The organism is Kitasatospora sp. NPDC085464 (assembly GCF_044541955.1).
Taxonomy (GTDB): domain Bacteria; phylum Actinomycetota; class Actinomycetes; order Streptomycetales; family Streptomycetaceae; genus Kitasatospora.
In genome coordinates this window covers 101,432-114,696 of sequence record NZ_JBITTM010000034.1, presented here as the reverse complement: position 1 = coordinate 114,696, position 13,265 = coordinate 101,432, and the positions used below count along the sequence as shown (strand labels likewise).

Sequence of the window (13,265 nt, the reverse complement as noted above, 5' to 3'; positions counted from 1 at the left end):
TCCGCCGGACGGGCGTAGGCCACCCGGCCCACGCCCGACAGCAAGATCAACACCTAGTCCAACCGGGTGTCGTACACCTAGATCGTGATAGTCCCGTCATGGCGTCTGCCTCCCCGGGGAGGTGGGGTCGTCGAGTCGGATGGTGATCGGCTTGGTCCTGCCGACGATGTCGAACTCCTTGGCGAGTCCCGTCTGGTGCAGGGTCGCCATGTCGTGGTCCGTGACGTTCGTGCCGGCGATCTGTGTGCTCTTGCCTTCGTCCCAGTTGTAGCGGTCCCAGACGTTGACCTGGTACTCCAGGGACACCTGGGGTTTTCCGTCCGCTCCCGGGACGGCTGTCACCACTCCCGACGTGAGATTGGGATGACTGCCGATCGCGTAGAACCAGTTCTCGTCCTGGAACGTATTTTGATCAACCGGGCTCTCGACAGGGATCGAGACCGGAACGCCTCCCGACTTCTCGAACGCCTCCACCGCAGCCTGGCGCCACTTGTCCTTGTTGGCGGCCAGTTGGGCGTCTGCGTTCGCCCGGAAGAGCGCGTCGTCACGGAGCATGGGCTCGACCTCCAGGTCGAGGGGCGTACCGTTGTTGTCCAGGTAGTGCGCCAGGTTGCGGGCGGCAGCGGGGTAGCCGGCGAGGGCGCCGCCACCGACCATGCTCGCGACCTCCACCTGCATCATCTGATCGGCGATGCCCGGCTCCCGGACTCCCCATGGCCCGGCCCCCTTGTCCGGCGACGACCACTCGTACTCGGTCGGCCCGAGGATTCCGGCCTTGATCAGCTTGTCCGAATCTGCCGTGAGCAGTCCGGCTCGCACAGCGGGGTCGAGCCCGGCCCACCAGTCCTTCAGGGCCTTGGGGTCGGTCGGCATGCCCGTGGCCGCCTCCAGGTCACTCACGGCGTTCCGTACCGCGTCCGGATGCGTCGCCGGGTCGACGTCCTGCGGGTCGAGCGCGCGCAGGGCCGTGGCCATGGCGTTGTCCGCTTCGCCGGCCGCCGTCAGGGCAGCGGTCATGACCTGGACGTGCTGTTGGACTTCGTCCCACTTGCGCTTCTGGTAGGCGATCGCCTCGGGATCGTTGCGCTCCTCGGGCGGTAGGTCGGGGAGGGTGACGGTGCCGTCCTCGGCGACGGTGGCGCCGAGGGCTTCGGCGTCGCCGATGGCCCGGAGAAGTTTCTGCTGGGCTTCGGTGAAGGCCTTCTTGGCGCGGTGCAGGGCGGCGGACACGGCCAGCGCCTCGTAGTGGAAAGCGTGCAGTTCGTCGGTGAGGAACCCGATCTCCCGGGCGGCCTCCTCGGCGGCGGCGCCGGTCCACGGCCGGTTCCCGGTGCCCGGGGGCGCGTAGGGGCCGCTGCCGCCCGTCAGTGGCTGGAGGACGTCGGAGCGCATCCTGCCGGCGACGTGCTCCAGGTGCCCGGAGAGGCCGTTCCAGGTGTCGCCCGCGTGGTCGAGGGAGTCGAAGGTGGCGTGACGGAGCAGGGCGAAGGTCACCATGGTCACTGCCCCCGGAATCCGGCGGCGGCGTTGTCGTCGGCCGCGTGGTAGCTGCGGACGGTGGCGTCCAGACGGTCGGCGGTGAGGCCGAGCCGGTTGTCGAGGCTGGTCCAGCGGGACTTCCACCAGGTGAGTGCCTGGGACAGTGCGGGGCCGCCGGCCCAGCCGCCCGCCAGTGCCTGGACGGCTGCGGCCGTGTCGGGTTCGATGCGGCCGACGGAGGAGCGGATCTCACCCCGCAGCCGTCGGGATTCGCCGGCGGCCTGCTGGAGCACGGCGGGCTGCACGAGGACGGGGGCGCCCGCGGTGACCGCACCCGTCCACGGTCCGGTCGTGCGGGGTGGCGCGAGCGGGCCCGGTGCGGGCGGTGCGTCCTGGCCGTGGAGCCACGGGTTCCGGTCCTTGTCGTCGGTGCCTGCCATGAGCAGAAGCCCCCCTCTGCGTGAAACCATCGGTGCCCGAACCTAGCGGACGGGGCACGGCCAGGAGGCGCTTTCGCGGGGGCGCGCGGGGTGTAGCCATCGGTGCTACGCGGGGCTACCGTGGATGGCATGAAGACGATTACCCAGCGGGAGTTCCGGAACAACTCCGCCGCGGTGATGGACGCGGTGGAGGCGGGGGAGACCTTCCACATCACCAGGAACGGGGTCGAGGTGGCGGAGTTGCGGCCGGTGTCCGGGCGACGGCGGCTCACGGCGGAGGAGCTGGTGGCGCGGCACGTGAAGCTGCCGCGGGTGGACTACCAGCAGATGCGTAAGGAGGCCGAGGACTACTTCGGACCCGAGGAGCTGGTGGGGGACGAGGGCGACGACCCGTTCGAGCGGCGGCGTGGCTGAGCGCCGCAGGGCGTCCCGGCGGCGGCCCGCCGGGGTGCTGGACACCTGTGTCTACATCGACCTGGCGCTGCTCGACCCGGCGGACCTGCCGGCCGTGCCGGAGCTGACCGCGATCACGTTCGCGGAGTTGCAGCAGGGCGTGTCGATGGCCCGGGACCCGGCGAGCCGGGCGGCCCGGCTGGAGGTGCTGGGCGCGGCGATGGCCGACTTCGATCCGCTGCCCTTCGACGCGGCCGCCGCCGCCCGCTACGGGACGCTGGTGACCCTGACCATCGCCGCCGGCCGGCAGCCGCGGCCGCGTCGGATCGACCTGATGATCGCCGCCGTGGCCTCCGCCCACGGGCTGCCGTTGTACACGCGCAACGTGGCGGACTTCCGGGGGCTGGGTTCGGCGGTGGAGGTCATCGGGTTGTGAGGGCGGCGGTTCCGTCCCGTTCGACCCGGTCGGCGAGGGCGGCGGCGAACCGCAGGGCCGCGCGCCGGCTGCGGCTGCGCAGCAGGATGACGTTGTTGTCGCCGCCCCTGCCCCGGTCGGGGCCCGCGGCGGCGCCGACGGCCCAGCGCGGGCGGTCGGCGAGCCGGAGGGCCAGCCAGCGGAGGCCGGCGTTCAGGCCGACGAGTACGACGTAGAGGACGAACAGGACGAGTCCTTCGACGCCACCGCTGCTCAGGTCGGTGGGCGGGACGGGGTCGTAGCCGTCCAGCGGTTTGCGGGTGGCCCGGAAGCGGCCGAGCCACACGACGGCGATCCGTACGGGCTCGTCGTCGGGGCCGGTGACGTCGAGGTAGCCGATCGACCCTGCCCGCTTGCCCTCTGCCCAGGCCTTCCGTTCGGCGGCGATGGACGCGGTCCGCTGGTGTTCCCGGGTCTCGGTCTCGACGACCTCCTGGCGCTTCGTGAACTCCGCGCTCCAGGCCTTCTCGCGCTTCTTCTGCTCGGCGGACCACGCCCGTTCGCGTTCGCGACGCTCGTCGGTGCTGATCTGCCGCCCCCGCTGACTGTTCATCCGCTCATCCTAGGAGGCGGGTCGGTGGGAGCGGCAGGCTCCGGCGGGCGGCAGATCCTGCCGGAGCCTGCGCGGGTGCCCGTCAGCCCAGGCGGACCGCCGTCCCGGTCGCGGCGGAGGTGCGGGCGGCCTCCAGGACGGTGAGGGTGGCCACCGCGTCGCGCGGGTCGACCGGGGGCGGGGTGCCCGGGTCGGCCAGGGCGGCGGCGATGCCCGCGTAGTAGGCGGGGTAGTCGCCCGGGTCCGTCGGGAGGGAGATCGCGGACTCGTCCGTGCCGAGGGTGCCGTAGTGCCCGGGCTCGTCGGCGCCCCACGGGCGGGTGTCGTCGGGGCGCAGGCCGGCCCGCAGGTCGGCTTCCTGCGGGTCCATGCCGGGCTTGACGTACCCGGCGGCGTCGCCGAGCACCCGCAGCCGGGGGCCGATCAGCGGGGTGATGGCGCTGGTCCACAGGTGCGAGCGGGTGCCGGAGGCGTGGGTGAGGGCGAGGAAGGCGTCGTCGTCCACGACCGCGCCGTCGCGCCGCACGTCGATCTCCGCGTACACCGTCTCGACCGGTCCGAACAGGGTGAGCGCCTGGTCGACCAGGTGACTGCCCAGGTCGTACAGGGTGCCGCCGACCTCGGACGGGTCGGCCAGCTCGCGCCAGCCCGGCTTGGGCTTGGGACGGAAGCGCTCGAATCGGGACTCGAAGCGGTGCACCCGGCCGAGCGCGCCGCCGCGCACCAGGCGGCCGACGGTGAGGAAGTCGCCGTCCCAGCGCCGGTTCTGGAAGACGGAGAGCAGGACGCCCCGCTCCTCGGCGAGCCGGCAGAGCTCCTGCGCCTCCGCGGCGGTGCCGGCCAGCGGCTTGTCCACCACGGTGGCCAGGCCGGCCCGCAGGGCGGCGCGGGCGAGCGGGGCGTGGGTGCGGTTGGGGGAGGCGATGACGACCAGGTCGAGCGCGTCCGGGTCGGCGAGCAGCTGCTCGGGGGTGTCCACGGCGCGGGCGCCCGGGTGTTCGCGTGCCAGCTGCTCGCGGCGCTCGGGGTTGGCGGTGACCACGGCGTCCAGCCGCAGCCCCGGCGTGGTGGCGATCAGCGGCGCGTGGAAGGCGGAGCCGGCCAGGCCGTAGCCGATCAGGCCGACGCGCAGCGGCTGTTCGGGCAGGGGGCGGGAGGTCTGCGGGTTCATGAGGCCTACTCAATCACGGGGCGCCCGGTTGCTCCCGGTTTGGTGCGCGGCGTCGGGGGCGCCGACCGGTCCCAGGCGGGGGTGCGGTGCCGGAGCGCTGACGGCTCCTGGACGGGGCCGTCGTTGCGGGCGCCGTCGCGGGCGTCGTCGGGGAGGACCGCCGGCTCGTGGTCGGGGCAGTCGACGCGCAACCGGCCGTCGCCGAACGGGGCGTCGACGAAGTCGCAGTGGTGCGGCGCGCGCGGGTCCTCGGGGTGGGCGTCGGGCCGGTAGAAGCGGCAGGTGACGCAGGTGCGGGAGACCGGGACGGCGCCGTGGCGCTGGAGCGCGCGGATCATCGTGGTGGTGCCGCGGAGCATCGCGGCCACGGTGTCCCCGTCGAGGGCGGCGAGCGCCTCGCCGAGCGGCGGCGGGACGACGGCGAGGCGTTCGGCCTCGGCGCGCCCGGCGTCGGTGAGGGTCAGCGTGACGGCGCGCGAGTCGGCCCGGTCGCGTTGACGGTCCACCAGTTCCTTGCCGACGAGGGCGCGGACGGCGTCGCTGACGGTGGGTGCGGTGGAGGCGAGCGCGGTGACGATCTCGCCCTGGCGGCGGGGCCGCCGGTCGCCGGCCAGGAACAGCAGGATGTCGGCCTGGAGCGGGGTGAGCCGGACCGGGCCGGCGTTGTGCCAGGTGCTGAGGCGGACGGCCTGGCCGAGTCGGGTGAGCCCGATCAGCAGTTGCTCGCTGGGGGAGAGTCCGGGTAGCGGATCCGCCATGGTGTCCGGTCCTCTCCTCTGGTCGGCCTTCCGCCCGGGCGGCTCGGCCAACGGGCCTGTCCGGCCGTCGGGTCCGCTCGGCCTTCGGGCCTGTCCGGCCGTCGGGTCCGCTCGGCGTTCGGGCCTGTCCGGCCGTCGGGTCCGCTCGGCGTTCGGGTCGGGTGGCCGGCGTGCGATGTGCACCCTTGCATTCTAGGCAGTGCCAACTATATTTGGCTCTGCCAACAATCACTTGGCACTGCCAACGAAAGTCAATCGCAGCGAACGGAGAGCACAGCCATGCCCCGACTCGGCACGATCGACCCCGCGGCCGCCGAACCCGCCGCCAAGGCCCTTCTCGACAAGGTCGAGCGGGCCCTCGGCGTGACGCCCAACATGATGCGCGCCATGGCCGCCTCGCCCGCCGTCCTGGAGGCCTACCTGGCCTTCGGCGGCGTCCTGGCCAAGGGGCGCCTCGGCGCCGGCCTGCGGGAGCAGATCGCCCTGGTCACCGCCGTCGAGAACGCGTGTGACTACTGCTACGCCGCCCACCACGTCCTGGGCGCCCGAGCGGGCGTCAGCCCGGCCGACCTCGCCGCCGGCGGCCACGCCGGGGCCGCCGACCCGAAGGAGGCCGCGGCCCTGCGGTTCGCCCGCACCGTCCTGCGCAGCAAGGGCTTCGTCTCCGACGAGGACCTCGCCGAGGTGCGCGCGGCCGGCTACGGGGACGGCGAGATCGGCGAGATCATCGGCGCGGTCGCGCTGAACTCCTTCACCAACTGGTTCAACTCGGTCGGCCGGACCGAGATCGACTTCCCGGTCGTTCCGCTGCCCGAGCCGACGCCGGCCGGCGCCTAGGCCGGCGGCTGGGCCGACGGCCGGGTCCCGGTCCCGGTCCTGGGCGTAGGCGCGGCACACCGGCGCACCCTCCCGACCGCGGCGGAAGGGCGCGCCGGTGCGCCGCAGTGCCACTCCGCGCCCACCAACCGGTCCGCAGGCGGCGCCGGCTCTCCCGGGTCGGCCGTTTCCCGGTGCCCGAGGTCCGCCGGGATACTTCCGGGGTGCTGTTGACCTGGATCGCCGAGGTGGCGGATGAGCCGCTGGTGCTGGAGCCGACCGACCGGCGGGTGGAGTGGGAGACCAACACCTGGTGGCTGGGTGCGGAGGACGAGGACAGGCGGGCCCTGTCGGTGCCGGAGGTGGTCGCCGCCTTCGAGCGGACCGCCGAAGGCATCCGGCGCCGCATCCGCGGGATGGGCTTCGCCGGGGTGGCGACGTTCTACGTGTGGCACGACGAGCAGGCCGGGCAGCTCCGGTGCTCGACCGGATCGGTGGCCGCGGACGAGTTGCCGTTCGGCGGTGCCTACATGCCGTCCGGCGACCTCGGCGCCGTGATCGAGGGCTTCCTGAGCGACCGGGGGCCGGGCGTCGTCGCCTGGTCGGACCTTGAGGACCTGTCGGACCTTGAGGACGGGGCGGACCTTGAGGATGTGCACGACCGGTGCGGGCAGGCCCCCGAGCCGGAGGTCGCACCGTTTCCGGTGTGGGTGAGCAGCGTCGGGCGGGCTTCACGGTGACCGGTTCCGCCCGCCGGGGCGGCCTCGGCGGCGGTGCGGACGGCCGGGCAGGACGGCTCTTCAGGGCGCGCTGACGGACGGCTACGCTGGGCGGTGTCAGGGCAGCCAGTGGCGCCCGGCCGGCCGAGGGTGTCCGGTCCGGAGCGGTGTTACGAGATCGACCAGAACCGTTGCAAGACCGAGGAGACACCTACGTGGCAGAGCGCAAGCCCATCGAGTCCTGGCTGACCGACATGGACGGGGTCCTCATCCACGAGGGCACGCCGATCCCCGGGGCGGAGGAGTTCCTGCGCCGGCTGCGGGAGTCCGGCAAGCCCTTCCTGGTCCTCACCAACAACTCGATCTACACCCCGCGCGACCTCAGCGCCCGTCTGGCCGGGATGGGCCTGGAGGTCCCGGAGGAGTGCATCTGGACCTCCGCCCTGGCCACCGCGAAGTTCCTCAAGAGCCAGCGTCCGAACGGCACCGCCTACGTGATCGGCGAGGCCGGGCTCACCACCGCGCTGTACCAGGCCGGCTACGTGCTGACCGACAACAACCCCGACTACGTGGTCCTCGGCGAGACCCGCACCTACTCCTTCGAGGCGCTCACCAAGGCGATCCGCCTGATCAACCAGGGCGCCCGGTTCATCTGCACCAACCCGGACGAGACCGGCCCCTCGCCCGAGGGCGTGCTGCCGGCCACCGGATCGGTCGCGGCGCTGATCACCAAGGCGACCGGCGTCGAGCCGTACTTCGTCGGCAAGCCCAACCCGCTGATGATGCGCGAGGCGCTGAACACCGCCGGCGCCCACTCCGAGAGCGCCGTGATGATCGGCGACCGGATGGACACCGACATCGTCGCGGGCATGGAGGCGGGCATGGAGACGATCCTGGTGCTCACCGGCCTGACCTCCGCCGCCGACGTGGAGCGCTTCCCGTACCGGCCGACCCGCGTGGTCACGTCGATCGCGGACCTGGTCGAGCTGGTCTAGCCTCTGCGGTGCTGTCGTGGGCCCCGTTCCGGCCGTTCGCCGGGGCGGGGCCCGCTTCGTACGGTTCGGCATGCGGGAGGCTTCGGCATGCGGGGAGGCAAGGCGCGCATGAGCACGACGGGGGAGTCACCGGAGCCCGGGCTGCGGGGGACGGAACCGCGGGAGCCCGAGCAGGCGGGCCCGGAGGAGAAGCGGGTCACCTGGGCGGAGCTCTACTTCGACCTGGTCTTCGTCTTCGCGATCACGCAGGTCTCCGGCCTGCTGCACCACCACCACGACGCGGCCGGCCTGGTCCGGGCGCTGGTGGTCTTCGTGCCGGTGTACTGGTGCTGGGTGGGCACCACCGTGCAGGCCAACATCCGGGACGTGGACAACCTGCGGGACCGCCTCGGCATCCTGCTGGTCGGCCTGGCGGGCCTGTTCATGGCGCTCGCGATCCCGGGCGCGTACGGCGGGCGGGGCGTGCTGCTCGGCGCCGCGTACTGGCTGGCCAGGCTGGTGCTGCTGCTCCTGCTGGTCCGCGTCCCGGGCGTCTGGCGCGGCCCGTACGGCGTGGGCGTGCTGGTCAGCGGGCCGCTGCTGGTGACGGGCGGGCTGCTGCCGGACGGGCCGCGGCTGGTGCTGTGGACGGCGGCCGCGCTCGGTGACCTGGCCGCGCCGCTGGTGTTCCGCCGTCGGCTCGCCAAGGTCGCCTACCACCCCGAGCACATGCCGGAGCGGTTCGCGCTGTTCCTGCTGGTGGCGCTCGGCGAATCGATCGTCGGGATCGGTGGCACGGCGGCCTCCGCCCGGTTGGACGTGGCCGAACTCGCCGCGGTGGCGGTCGCGTTCACGATCTCGGCGGGCCTGTGGTGGCAGTACTTCGTGTACGCGGCCGATGCGATGCGGCATGCCGTGGTGATCGCCGACTCGCGCCGGGACGTGGTCCGGCGGATCTTCCAGTACGGGCACCTGGCGCTGGTCGCCGGGGTGATCGGGGTGGCGGTCGGCTTCGGGGAGACGGTCGCGGACCCGTGGCAGGTGCTCGGCCCGGGGTCGGTGACGTTGCTGTACGGCGGCTGCGGGCTGTACCTGCTGACCTTCGGGTACACGCGGTGGATGATGTTCCGCCAGGTCGCGTCGACCCGGATCGCCGCGGCCGTGGTGGCGCTGGCGCTGTTGCCCGCCATGGTGCGGCTGCCGGCGCTGGTGGTGCTGTCGACACTGGCGGTGCTGCTGGTGACGCTCAACATGCTGGAACACCTCCGGGTGGAGCGCACCGCGCGCTCCGCCGCCGGGGCCCCGGCGGCGGCGGCCTCGGCCTCGGATCCTGCCTCCGCGGCTGCTCCGGCCCCGGCCGCCGGCTCCGCGCCCGCTCCTGTGGAGTGAGTTGTCGGTGGGCCTGTGTAGCGTTCGGGGTGAAAGAGGGCGTGCGGCGCAGCAGCCGCGGTGTGGGAGGTAGATGTCGTGACGGACACGGTCGAGGCGGGCGTGGTCGAGGCCGGCGAGGGCGGCGGGCTGGAGCTGCCCGAGTCCTGGCGCGGGGTGCTGGGCGCCGAGACGGAGAAGCCGTACTTCGCCGAGCTGGCGGCCTTCGTGGCGGCCCAGCGCGCGGAGCACGAGGTGTTCCCGCCGAGCGGCCAGGAGTTCGCCGCGCTGGAGGCCACTCCGTACGACAAGGTCCGGGTACTGGTGCTCGGCCAGGACCCGTACCACGACAACGGCCAGGCCCACGGCATGAGCTTCTCGGTGCTGCCCGGCACCAAGACGCCGCCTTCGCTGCGCAACATCTTCAAGGAGCTGGACGCCGACCTGGGCATCCCGGCTCCGGACAACGGCTACCTGATGCACTGGGCCGAGCAGGGCGTGCTGCTGCTCAACGCGGTGCTCACGGTCCGTGCGCACGAGGCGAACTCGCACAAGGCCAAGGGCTGGGAGAAGTTCACCGACGCGGTGATCAAGGCGGTGAGCGAGCGCGAGGAGCCGGTGGTCTTCGTGCTGTGGGGCAACTACGCGAAGAAGAAGCTGCCGCTGATCGACACCGAGAAGCACGTGGTGGTGCAGGGCGCGCACCCGTCGCCGCTGTCCGCCAAGCTGTTCTTCGGCAGCCGTCCGTTCTCGCAGATCAATGCCGCGCTGGACGGTTTCGGCGGCGAGCCGATCGACTGGCAGGTGCCCGACCTGAAGCAGGCCTGAGCCTCGGCCCGGGGTTCGTCGGGGGCGGGTCCCGGGGTCCGGTGGCCGTGGTCGGACGGGTTCGATCTCCCGTTCGCCCACGGCCACTTGGCGTTCACGGCTGGTGGCCGTCGGTCGGTACCGGGTGTGCTTAGCTGGTGCCGATCGGTCGCCGGACCGGTCCTGGGAGGGGCGGTACGTGCACGGGCTGGGGCGGGCGAGGACGTTTCGGTGGGTGAGGGCCTCCCGGTGGGCCGTGGGGGCGGCGCTGGCCGGGGTGCTGGTGGCCGTGTCCGGTTGCAGCGGTCCGGGCGGCGGCGCAGGCGGCGGGTCCGCCTCCTCGGGCGGCGCAGCCGCCTCCGGCTCCACCGTCGCGGGCACGGCCGCCGGGTCCGGTGGTCTCGCCCAACTGCCCGGGCAGACCTTCTTCGTCTCGGACCGGACCAACGCGGCCCTGCAGGTGACGGCGCTGCGCGGCCAGGGCCGGACGGCGGAGGCGGACACGCTGCTGAGGATCGCCTCCCAGCCCTCGTCGCAGTGGCTCGGTGAGCAGGGGGCCAAGGAGATCGCCGAGCAGGTGAGCCGGCGGGCCGCCGAGGCGGACCGGACGGCGGTCTTCGTCGCGTACGACATCCCGCACCGCGACTGCGGCCAGTACTCGGCCGGCGGCGCCGCGGACGCTGCCGCCTACCGGGCCTGGATCACCGACGTGGCCCGGGCCCTCGGCGACCGCAAGGCCTGGGTGGTGCTGGAGCCGGACGCCGTCGCGCACACCCTGGACACCTGCGGCATCAAGGGCGACCTGGCCGCCGAGCGGTACGGTCTGCTGGCCTTCGCCGTCCAGGAGTTGAAGAAGCGTCCGAACGTCCGGGTCTACCTGGACGCGGGCAACCCCGGCTGGGCGCAGGACCCGGACGAGCTCGCCGGCGCGCTGCGCAGGGCCGGCATCGCCGCCGCGGACGGTTTCGCCGTGAACGTCGCCAACTTCTACGACACCGAACGGAACGCGGCGTACGGCGCCCGGCTCTCCGCCGCGCTGGGCGGGAAGCACTTCGTCATCGACACCAGTCGCAGCGGCAACGGTGCGCTGGGCGGCGACTCCTGGTGCAACCCGCCCGGGCGTGCCCTGGGTGAGCGGCCGACCGCCGAGACCGGCCGGCCGGGGGTGGACGCCTACCTGTGGATCAAGAACCCGGGCGAGTCGGACGGGGACTGCGGACGTGGCGAGCCCCGGGCGGGCGAGTTCTGGCTGCCGTACGCGCTCGGGCTGGCGCAGGCGGCACGCTGAGGCAGCGGGCTGCGCCCGTGCCCCCGGCTCGGGCGCTTCCATTTCGGCTACCCGTCCGACCGGCTGCCTTCCCGGGCCGGTCCGCTCAGCTCAGCCGGTGACCTGGATCCAGCGGGCGACCGACGGGGTGCCGGCGGCGTCCGTCAGGAACAGCATGTACCAGCCCGGGGGCAGCAGGTCGGGGTTGCCGGGGAGGGCGAGCGAGATGCCGTCCGCCGTCCGCCCGGTGATGTCGAGGGCCACCGAGCGCTGTTCGACGTCCGTCACGTGGGTGACCGAACTCGGCCGGATCAGCTTGGCGGTGGCGACGGCCTCCGGCCGGGAGGTGCCGACGCTGACGGTGCCGCCGAGCTTCGCCGCCTGCGGCGCGGTGCCCACCTGCGGGCGGTCGCCGCGGTACAGGTAGGGCGGGGTGTAGATCTCGATGCGCTGCTCGAAGCCGCCGGGCTGGGTCTCGGCCTTGTCGGCGAAGAGCGGGTTGGAGCCGAGCACGGCGACCCGGCCGTCGGGCAGCAGCAGCGCCTCCGAGTGGTAGTTGCGGCCGACGGTCGGCTCGGCGGCGGTGGTGAAGCTGTTGGAATCCGGGTGGTACACCTGCGCCTTGAGCAGGTCGCTGTCGCCCCGGCCGCGGTAGCCGCTGGAGCCGCCGGTGGTGAAGACGGTGTCGTCCGGGAGGATCACGCTGTTGAGGTAGCGGGTGCCGCCGGCCGGCAGGTCCGGGCCGGGGGTGAAGGAGGGCTTGGCGGCGGCGAGGTCGGCGATGTCGGTGCGCGCCGTGGACAGCGGCGACTCGCCGACGCCACCGCCGCCGAGGACCATCACCCTCTGCGACTGCGCGGGCGGCAGCAGCACCGAGGAGGAGGTCTCGGTCAGGCCCGGGTCGCGCAGGCCGGGGACGGGCTGGAAGGTGTTGTTCGACAGGTCCCAGACGCCGGGCTCGCGGCCCTTGTCGGCGGGGCCGTAGCCCCCGTTCGAGCCGGAGTAGAAGAGCTTGCCGGAGGCGGTCAGGAAGATCGCCGGGTAGGTCGGGAAGTAGTGGTCGGGCGCCTTGGCCCAGGTCTTGTCCTTCGGGTCGTAGATCTCGTTGTCGTTGCCGTTGAGGATCCGGCCGGCGTCGTCCAGCCCGGAGACGGTGACCACCCGGCCGTCGCCCAGCCCGGTCAGCGTCGGGTACCAGCGGGCGTAGGCCATGTCGGTGACCGGCTCGTACAGTTCGGTGTCCGGGTTGAACTCGAAGGCGGAGCGGATGCCCTGGTACTCCTGCTTGTCCAGGGTCAGCTTGTCGCTCTGGCCGTAGAGGTTGCGGGCGTCGGCGCCGCTCAGGTCCTTGATCCGGTACTGGGCGGGCGAGCCGGCGACGTAGTCGGGGCCGGTGCCGACCGCCTCGACGAACACGTGCTGCTCGCCGGCGGTGATCACGGTCTGCTTGCCGGAGCCGCTCTTGGTCGCGGCCGGGACGGTCACCGGGACGGTGCTGGCGTACTCGCGGCCGTTCGGGGCGACGAAGACGGTGCCCTTCGGGAGGGTCCGGGCGCGCTCGGGGCTCTCGTTGCGCACCCGCATGACGCCGGCCGCCTTCTTCACCGCGCCCGCCAGCTTCTCGTACCGCTGGGTGCCGCCCGCGACCAGGACCCGGCCGTCCGGCAGCGAGGTGTGCCCGCCGCAGAACATGTCGGCCGGGGTGGGCACCAGCTTGTAGGTGTTCCGGGCCGGGTCCCAGAGCAGGCTCTTGAAGGTGCCCGCGTTGAACTGCTTCTCGTCGTTGCCGGAACCGGCCACGATCAGCACCTTGCCGGTGCGCAGCAGGGTGGCGTGGACGGCGTTGACCCGGAACTCGGCGGGCAGCGTCAGGGTCTGCCAGTGGCCGTACTGCGCCTTGTACCCGGGGCGGTTGATCACGTAGTGGTGGTACTGCTGGGTCGCGAAGCCGAGGACGGCCGGCGCGTTCATCCCCGCCACGGTCAGTGCGACGGTGCTGCCGAGGGCGAAGCGCTTGGTGCGGCCGGTCTTGTGGATCCTCACGG

14 protein-coding genes are annotated in these 13,265 nt (G+C 73.0%); 8 read left to right on the top strand and 6 right to left on the bottom strand.

Annotation, left to right across the window (positions count from 1 at the left end; translation table 11 throughout):
• Window positions 1–96: 96 nt before the first annotated feature.
• Window positions 97–1,503 (bottom strand): hypothetical protein, encoded by a 1,407-nt coding sequence (locus ACIGG8_RS28535; RefSeq protein ID WP_396551664.1) that lies wholly within the window; start codon window positions 1,501–1,503, stop codon window positions 97–99.
• Window positions 1,500–1,919, bottom strand: a complete 420-nt coding sequence (locus ACIGG8_RS28530) for a hypothetical protein (RefSeq protein ID WP_396551663.1) — start codon at window positions 1,917–1,919, stop codon at window positions 1,500–1,502. The genes ACIGG8_RS28535 and ACIGG8_RS28530 overlap by 4 nt, the downstream gene beginning before the upstream one ends.
• A gap of 129 nt (window positions 1,920–2,048) precedes the next feature.
• Between ACIGG8_RS28530 and ACIGG8_RS28525 the strand changes: the two genes are divergently transcribed.
• Both ACIGG8_RS28525 and ACIGG8_RS28520 read left to right on the top strand, forming a co-directional pair.
• Entirely contained in the window at window positions 2,049–2,333 is a 285-nt protein-coding gene (locus tag ACIGG8_RS28525; protein ID WP_396551662.1) for a type II toxin-antitoxin system Phd/YefM family antitoxin, read from the top strand.
• A complete protein-coding gene (locus ACIGG8_RS28520; protein WP_396551661.1) occupies window positions 2,326–2,748 on the top strand; it encodes a type II toxin-antitoxin system VapC family toxin in 423 nt (140 codons plus the stop codon). Before ACIGG8_RS28525 ends, ACIGG8_RS28520 begins: the two co-directional genes overlap by 8 nt.
• Here the strand turns inward: ACIGG8_RS28520 and ACIGG8_RS28515 are convergent.
• From ACIGG8_RS28515 to ACIGG8_RS28505, 3 genes are all read right to left on the bottom strand, one after another.
• The gene (locus ACIGG8_RS28515; protein WP_396551660.1) at window positions 2,735–3,340 is read right to left on the bottom strand and encodes a hypothetical protein; all 606 of its coding nucleotides are present in this window, start codon (window positions 3,338–3,340) and stop codon (window positions 2,735–2,737) included. The genes ACIGG8_RS28520 and ACIGG8_RS28515 overlap by 14 nt on opposite strands.
• Before the next feature lie 82 nt (window positions 3,341–3,422).
• Entirely contained in the window at window positions 3,423–4,511 is a 1,089-nt protein-coding gene (locus tag ACIGG8_RS28510) for a Gfo/Idh/MocA family oxidoreductase (RefSeq protein WP_396551659.1), read from the bottom strand.
• Between the two features lie 5 nt (window positions 4,512–4,516).
• Entirely contained in the window at window positions 4,517–5,269 is a 753-nt protein-coding gene (locus ACIGG8_RS28505; protein ID WP_396551658.1) for a MarR family winged helix-turn-helix transcriptional regulator, read from the bottom strand.
• 279 nt (window positions 5,270–5,548) lie between these two features.
• Between ACIGG8_RS28505 and ACIGG8_RS28500 the strand changes: the two genes are divergently transcribed.
• From ACIGG8_RS28500 to ACIGG8_RS28475, 6 genes are all read left to right on the top strand, one after another.
• The gene (locus ACIGG8_RS28500) at window positions 5,549–6,106 is read left to right on the top strand and encodes a carboxymuconolactone decarboxylase family protein (protein WP_396551657.1); all 558 of its coding nucleotides are present in this window, start codon (window positions 5,549–5,551) and stop codon (window positions 6,104–6,106) included.
• Window positions 6,107–6,309: 203 nt separating this feature from the next.
• Window positions 6,310–6,825, top strand: coding sequence for a hypothetical protein (locus tag ACIGG8_RS28495; RefSeq protein ID WP_396551656.1), 516 nt, complete (start codon window positions 6,310–6,312; stop codon window positions 6,823–6,825).
• A 194-nt stretch (window positions 6,826–7,019) separates the two neighbouring features.
• A complete protein-coding gene (locus tag ACIGG8_RS28490) occupies window positions 7,020–7,799 on the top strand; it encodes an HAD-IIA family hydrolase (protein WP_396551655.1) in 780 nt (259 codons plus the stop codon).
• A gap of 108 nt (window positions 7,800–7,907) precedes the next feature.
• Window positions 7,908–9,167 (top strand): low temperature requirement protein A, encoded by a 1,260-nt coding sequence (locus tag ACIGG8_RS28485; RefSeq protein ID WP_396551654.1) that lies wholly within the window; start codon window positions 7,908–7,910, stop codon window positions 9,165–9,167.
• A 78-nt stretch (window positions 9,168–9,245) separates the two neighbouring features.
• Complete coding sequence (locus ACIGG8_RS28480) at window positions 9,246–9,974, top strand: uracil-DNA glycosylase (RefSeq protein ID WP_350521869.1); 729 nt, start codon at window positions 9,246–9,248, stop codon at window positions 9,972–9,974.
• Window positions 9,975–10,188: 214 nt separating this feature from the next.
• The gene (locus tag ACIGG8_RS28475) at window positions 10,189–11,241 is read left to right on the top strand and encodes a glycoside hydrolase family 6 protein (protein WP_396551653.1); all 1,053 of its coding nucleotides are present in this window, start codon (window positions 10,189–10,191) and stop codon (window positions 11,239–11,241) included.
• 90 nt (window positions 11,242–11,331) lie between these two features.
• Here the strand turns inward: ACIGG8_RS28475 and ACIGG8_RS28470 are convergent, their stop codons facing one another.
• Entirely contained in the window at window positions 11,332–13,263 is a 1,932-nt protein-coding gene (locus ACIGG8_RS28470; RefSeq protein WP_396551652.1) for a galactose oxidase-like domain-containing protein, read from the bottom strand.
• Window positions 13,264–13,265 lie beyond the last annotated feature (2 nt).

What these genes read in the sequence shown, in the direction of transcription:
- ACIGG8_RS28530 (WP_396551663.1), bottom strand. Translation starts at nt 1,919, where the DNA reads ATGGCAGGCACCGACGACAAGGACCGGAACCCGTGGCTCCACGGCCAG.
- ACIGG8_RS28525 (WP_396551662.1), top strand. Translation starts at nt 2,049, where the DNA reads ATGAAGACGATTACCCAGCGGGAGTTCCGGAACAACTCCGCCGCGGTG.
- ACIGG8_RS28515 (WP_396551660.1), bottom strand. Translation starts at nt 3,340, where the DNA reads ATGAACAGTCAGCGGGGGCGGCAGATCAGCACCGACGAGCGTCGCGAA.
- ACIGG8_RS28510 (WP_396551659.1), bottom strand. Translation starts at nt 4,511, where the DNA reads ATGAACCCGCAGACCTCCCGCCCCCTGCCCGAACAGCCGCTGCGCGTC.
- ACIGG8_RS28505 (WP_396551658.1), bottom strand. Translation starts at nt 5,269, where the DNA reads ATGGCGGATCCGCTACCCGGACTCTCCCCCAGCGAGCAACTGCTGATC.
- ACIGG8_RS28500 (WP_396551657.1), top strand. Translation starts at nt 5,549, where the DNA reads ATGCCCCGACTCGGCACGATCGACCCCGCGGCCGCCGAACCCGCCGCC.
- ACIGG8_RS28485 (WP_396551654.1), top strand. Translation starts at nt 7,908, where the DNA reads ATGAGCACGACGGGGGAGTCACCGGAGCCCGGGCTGCGGGGGACGGAA.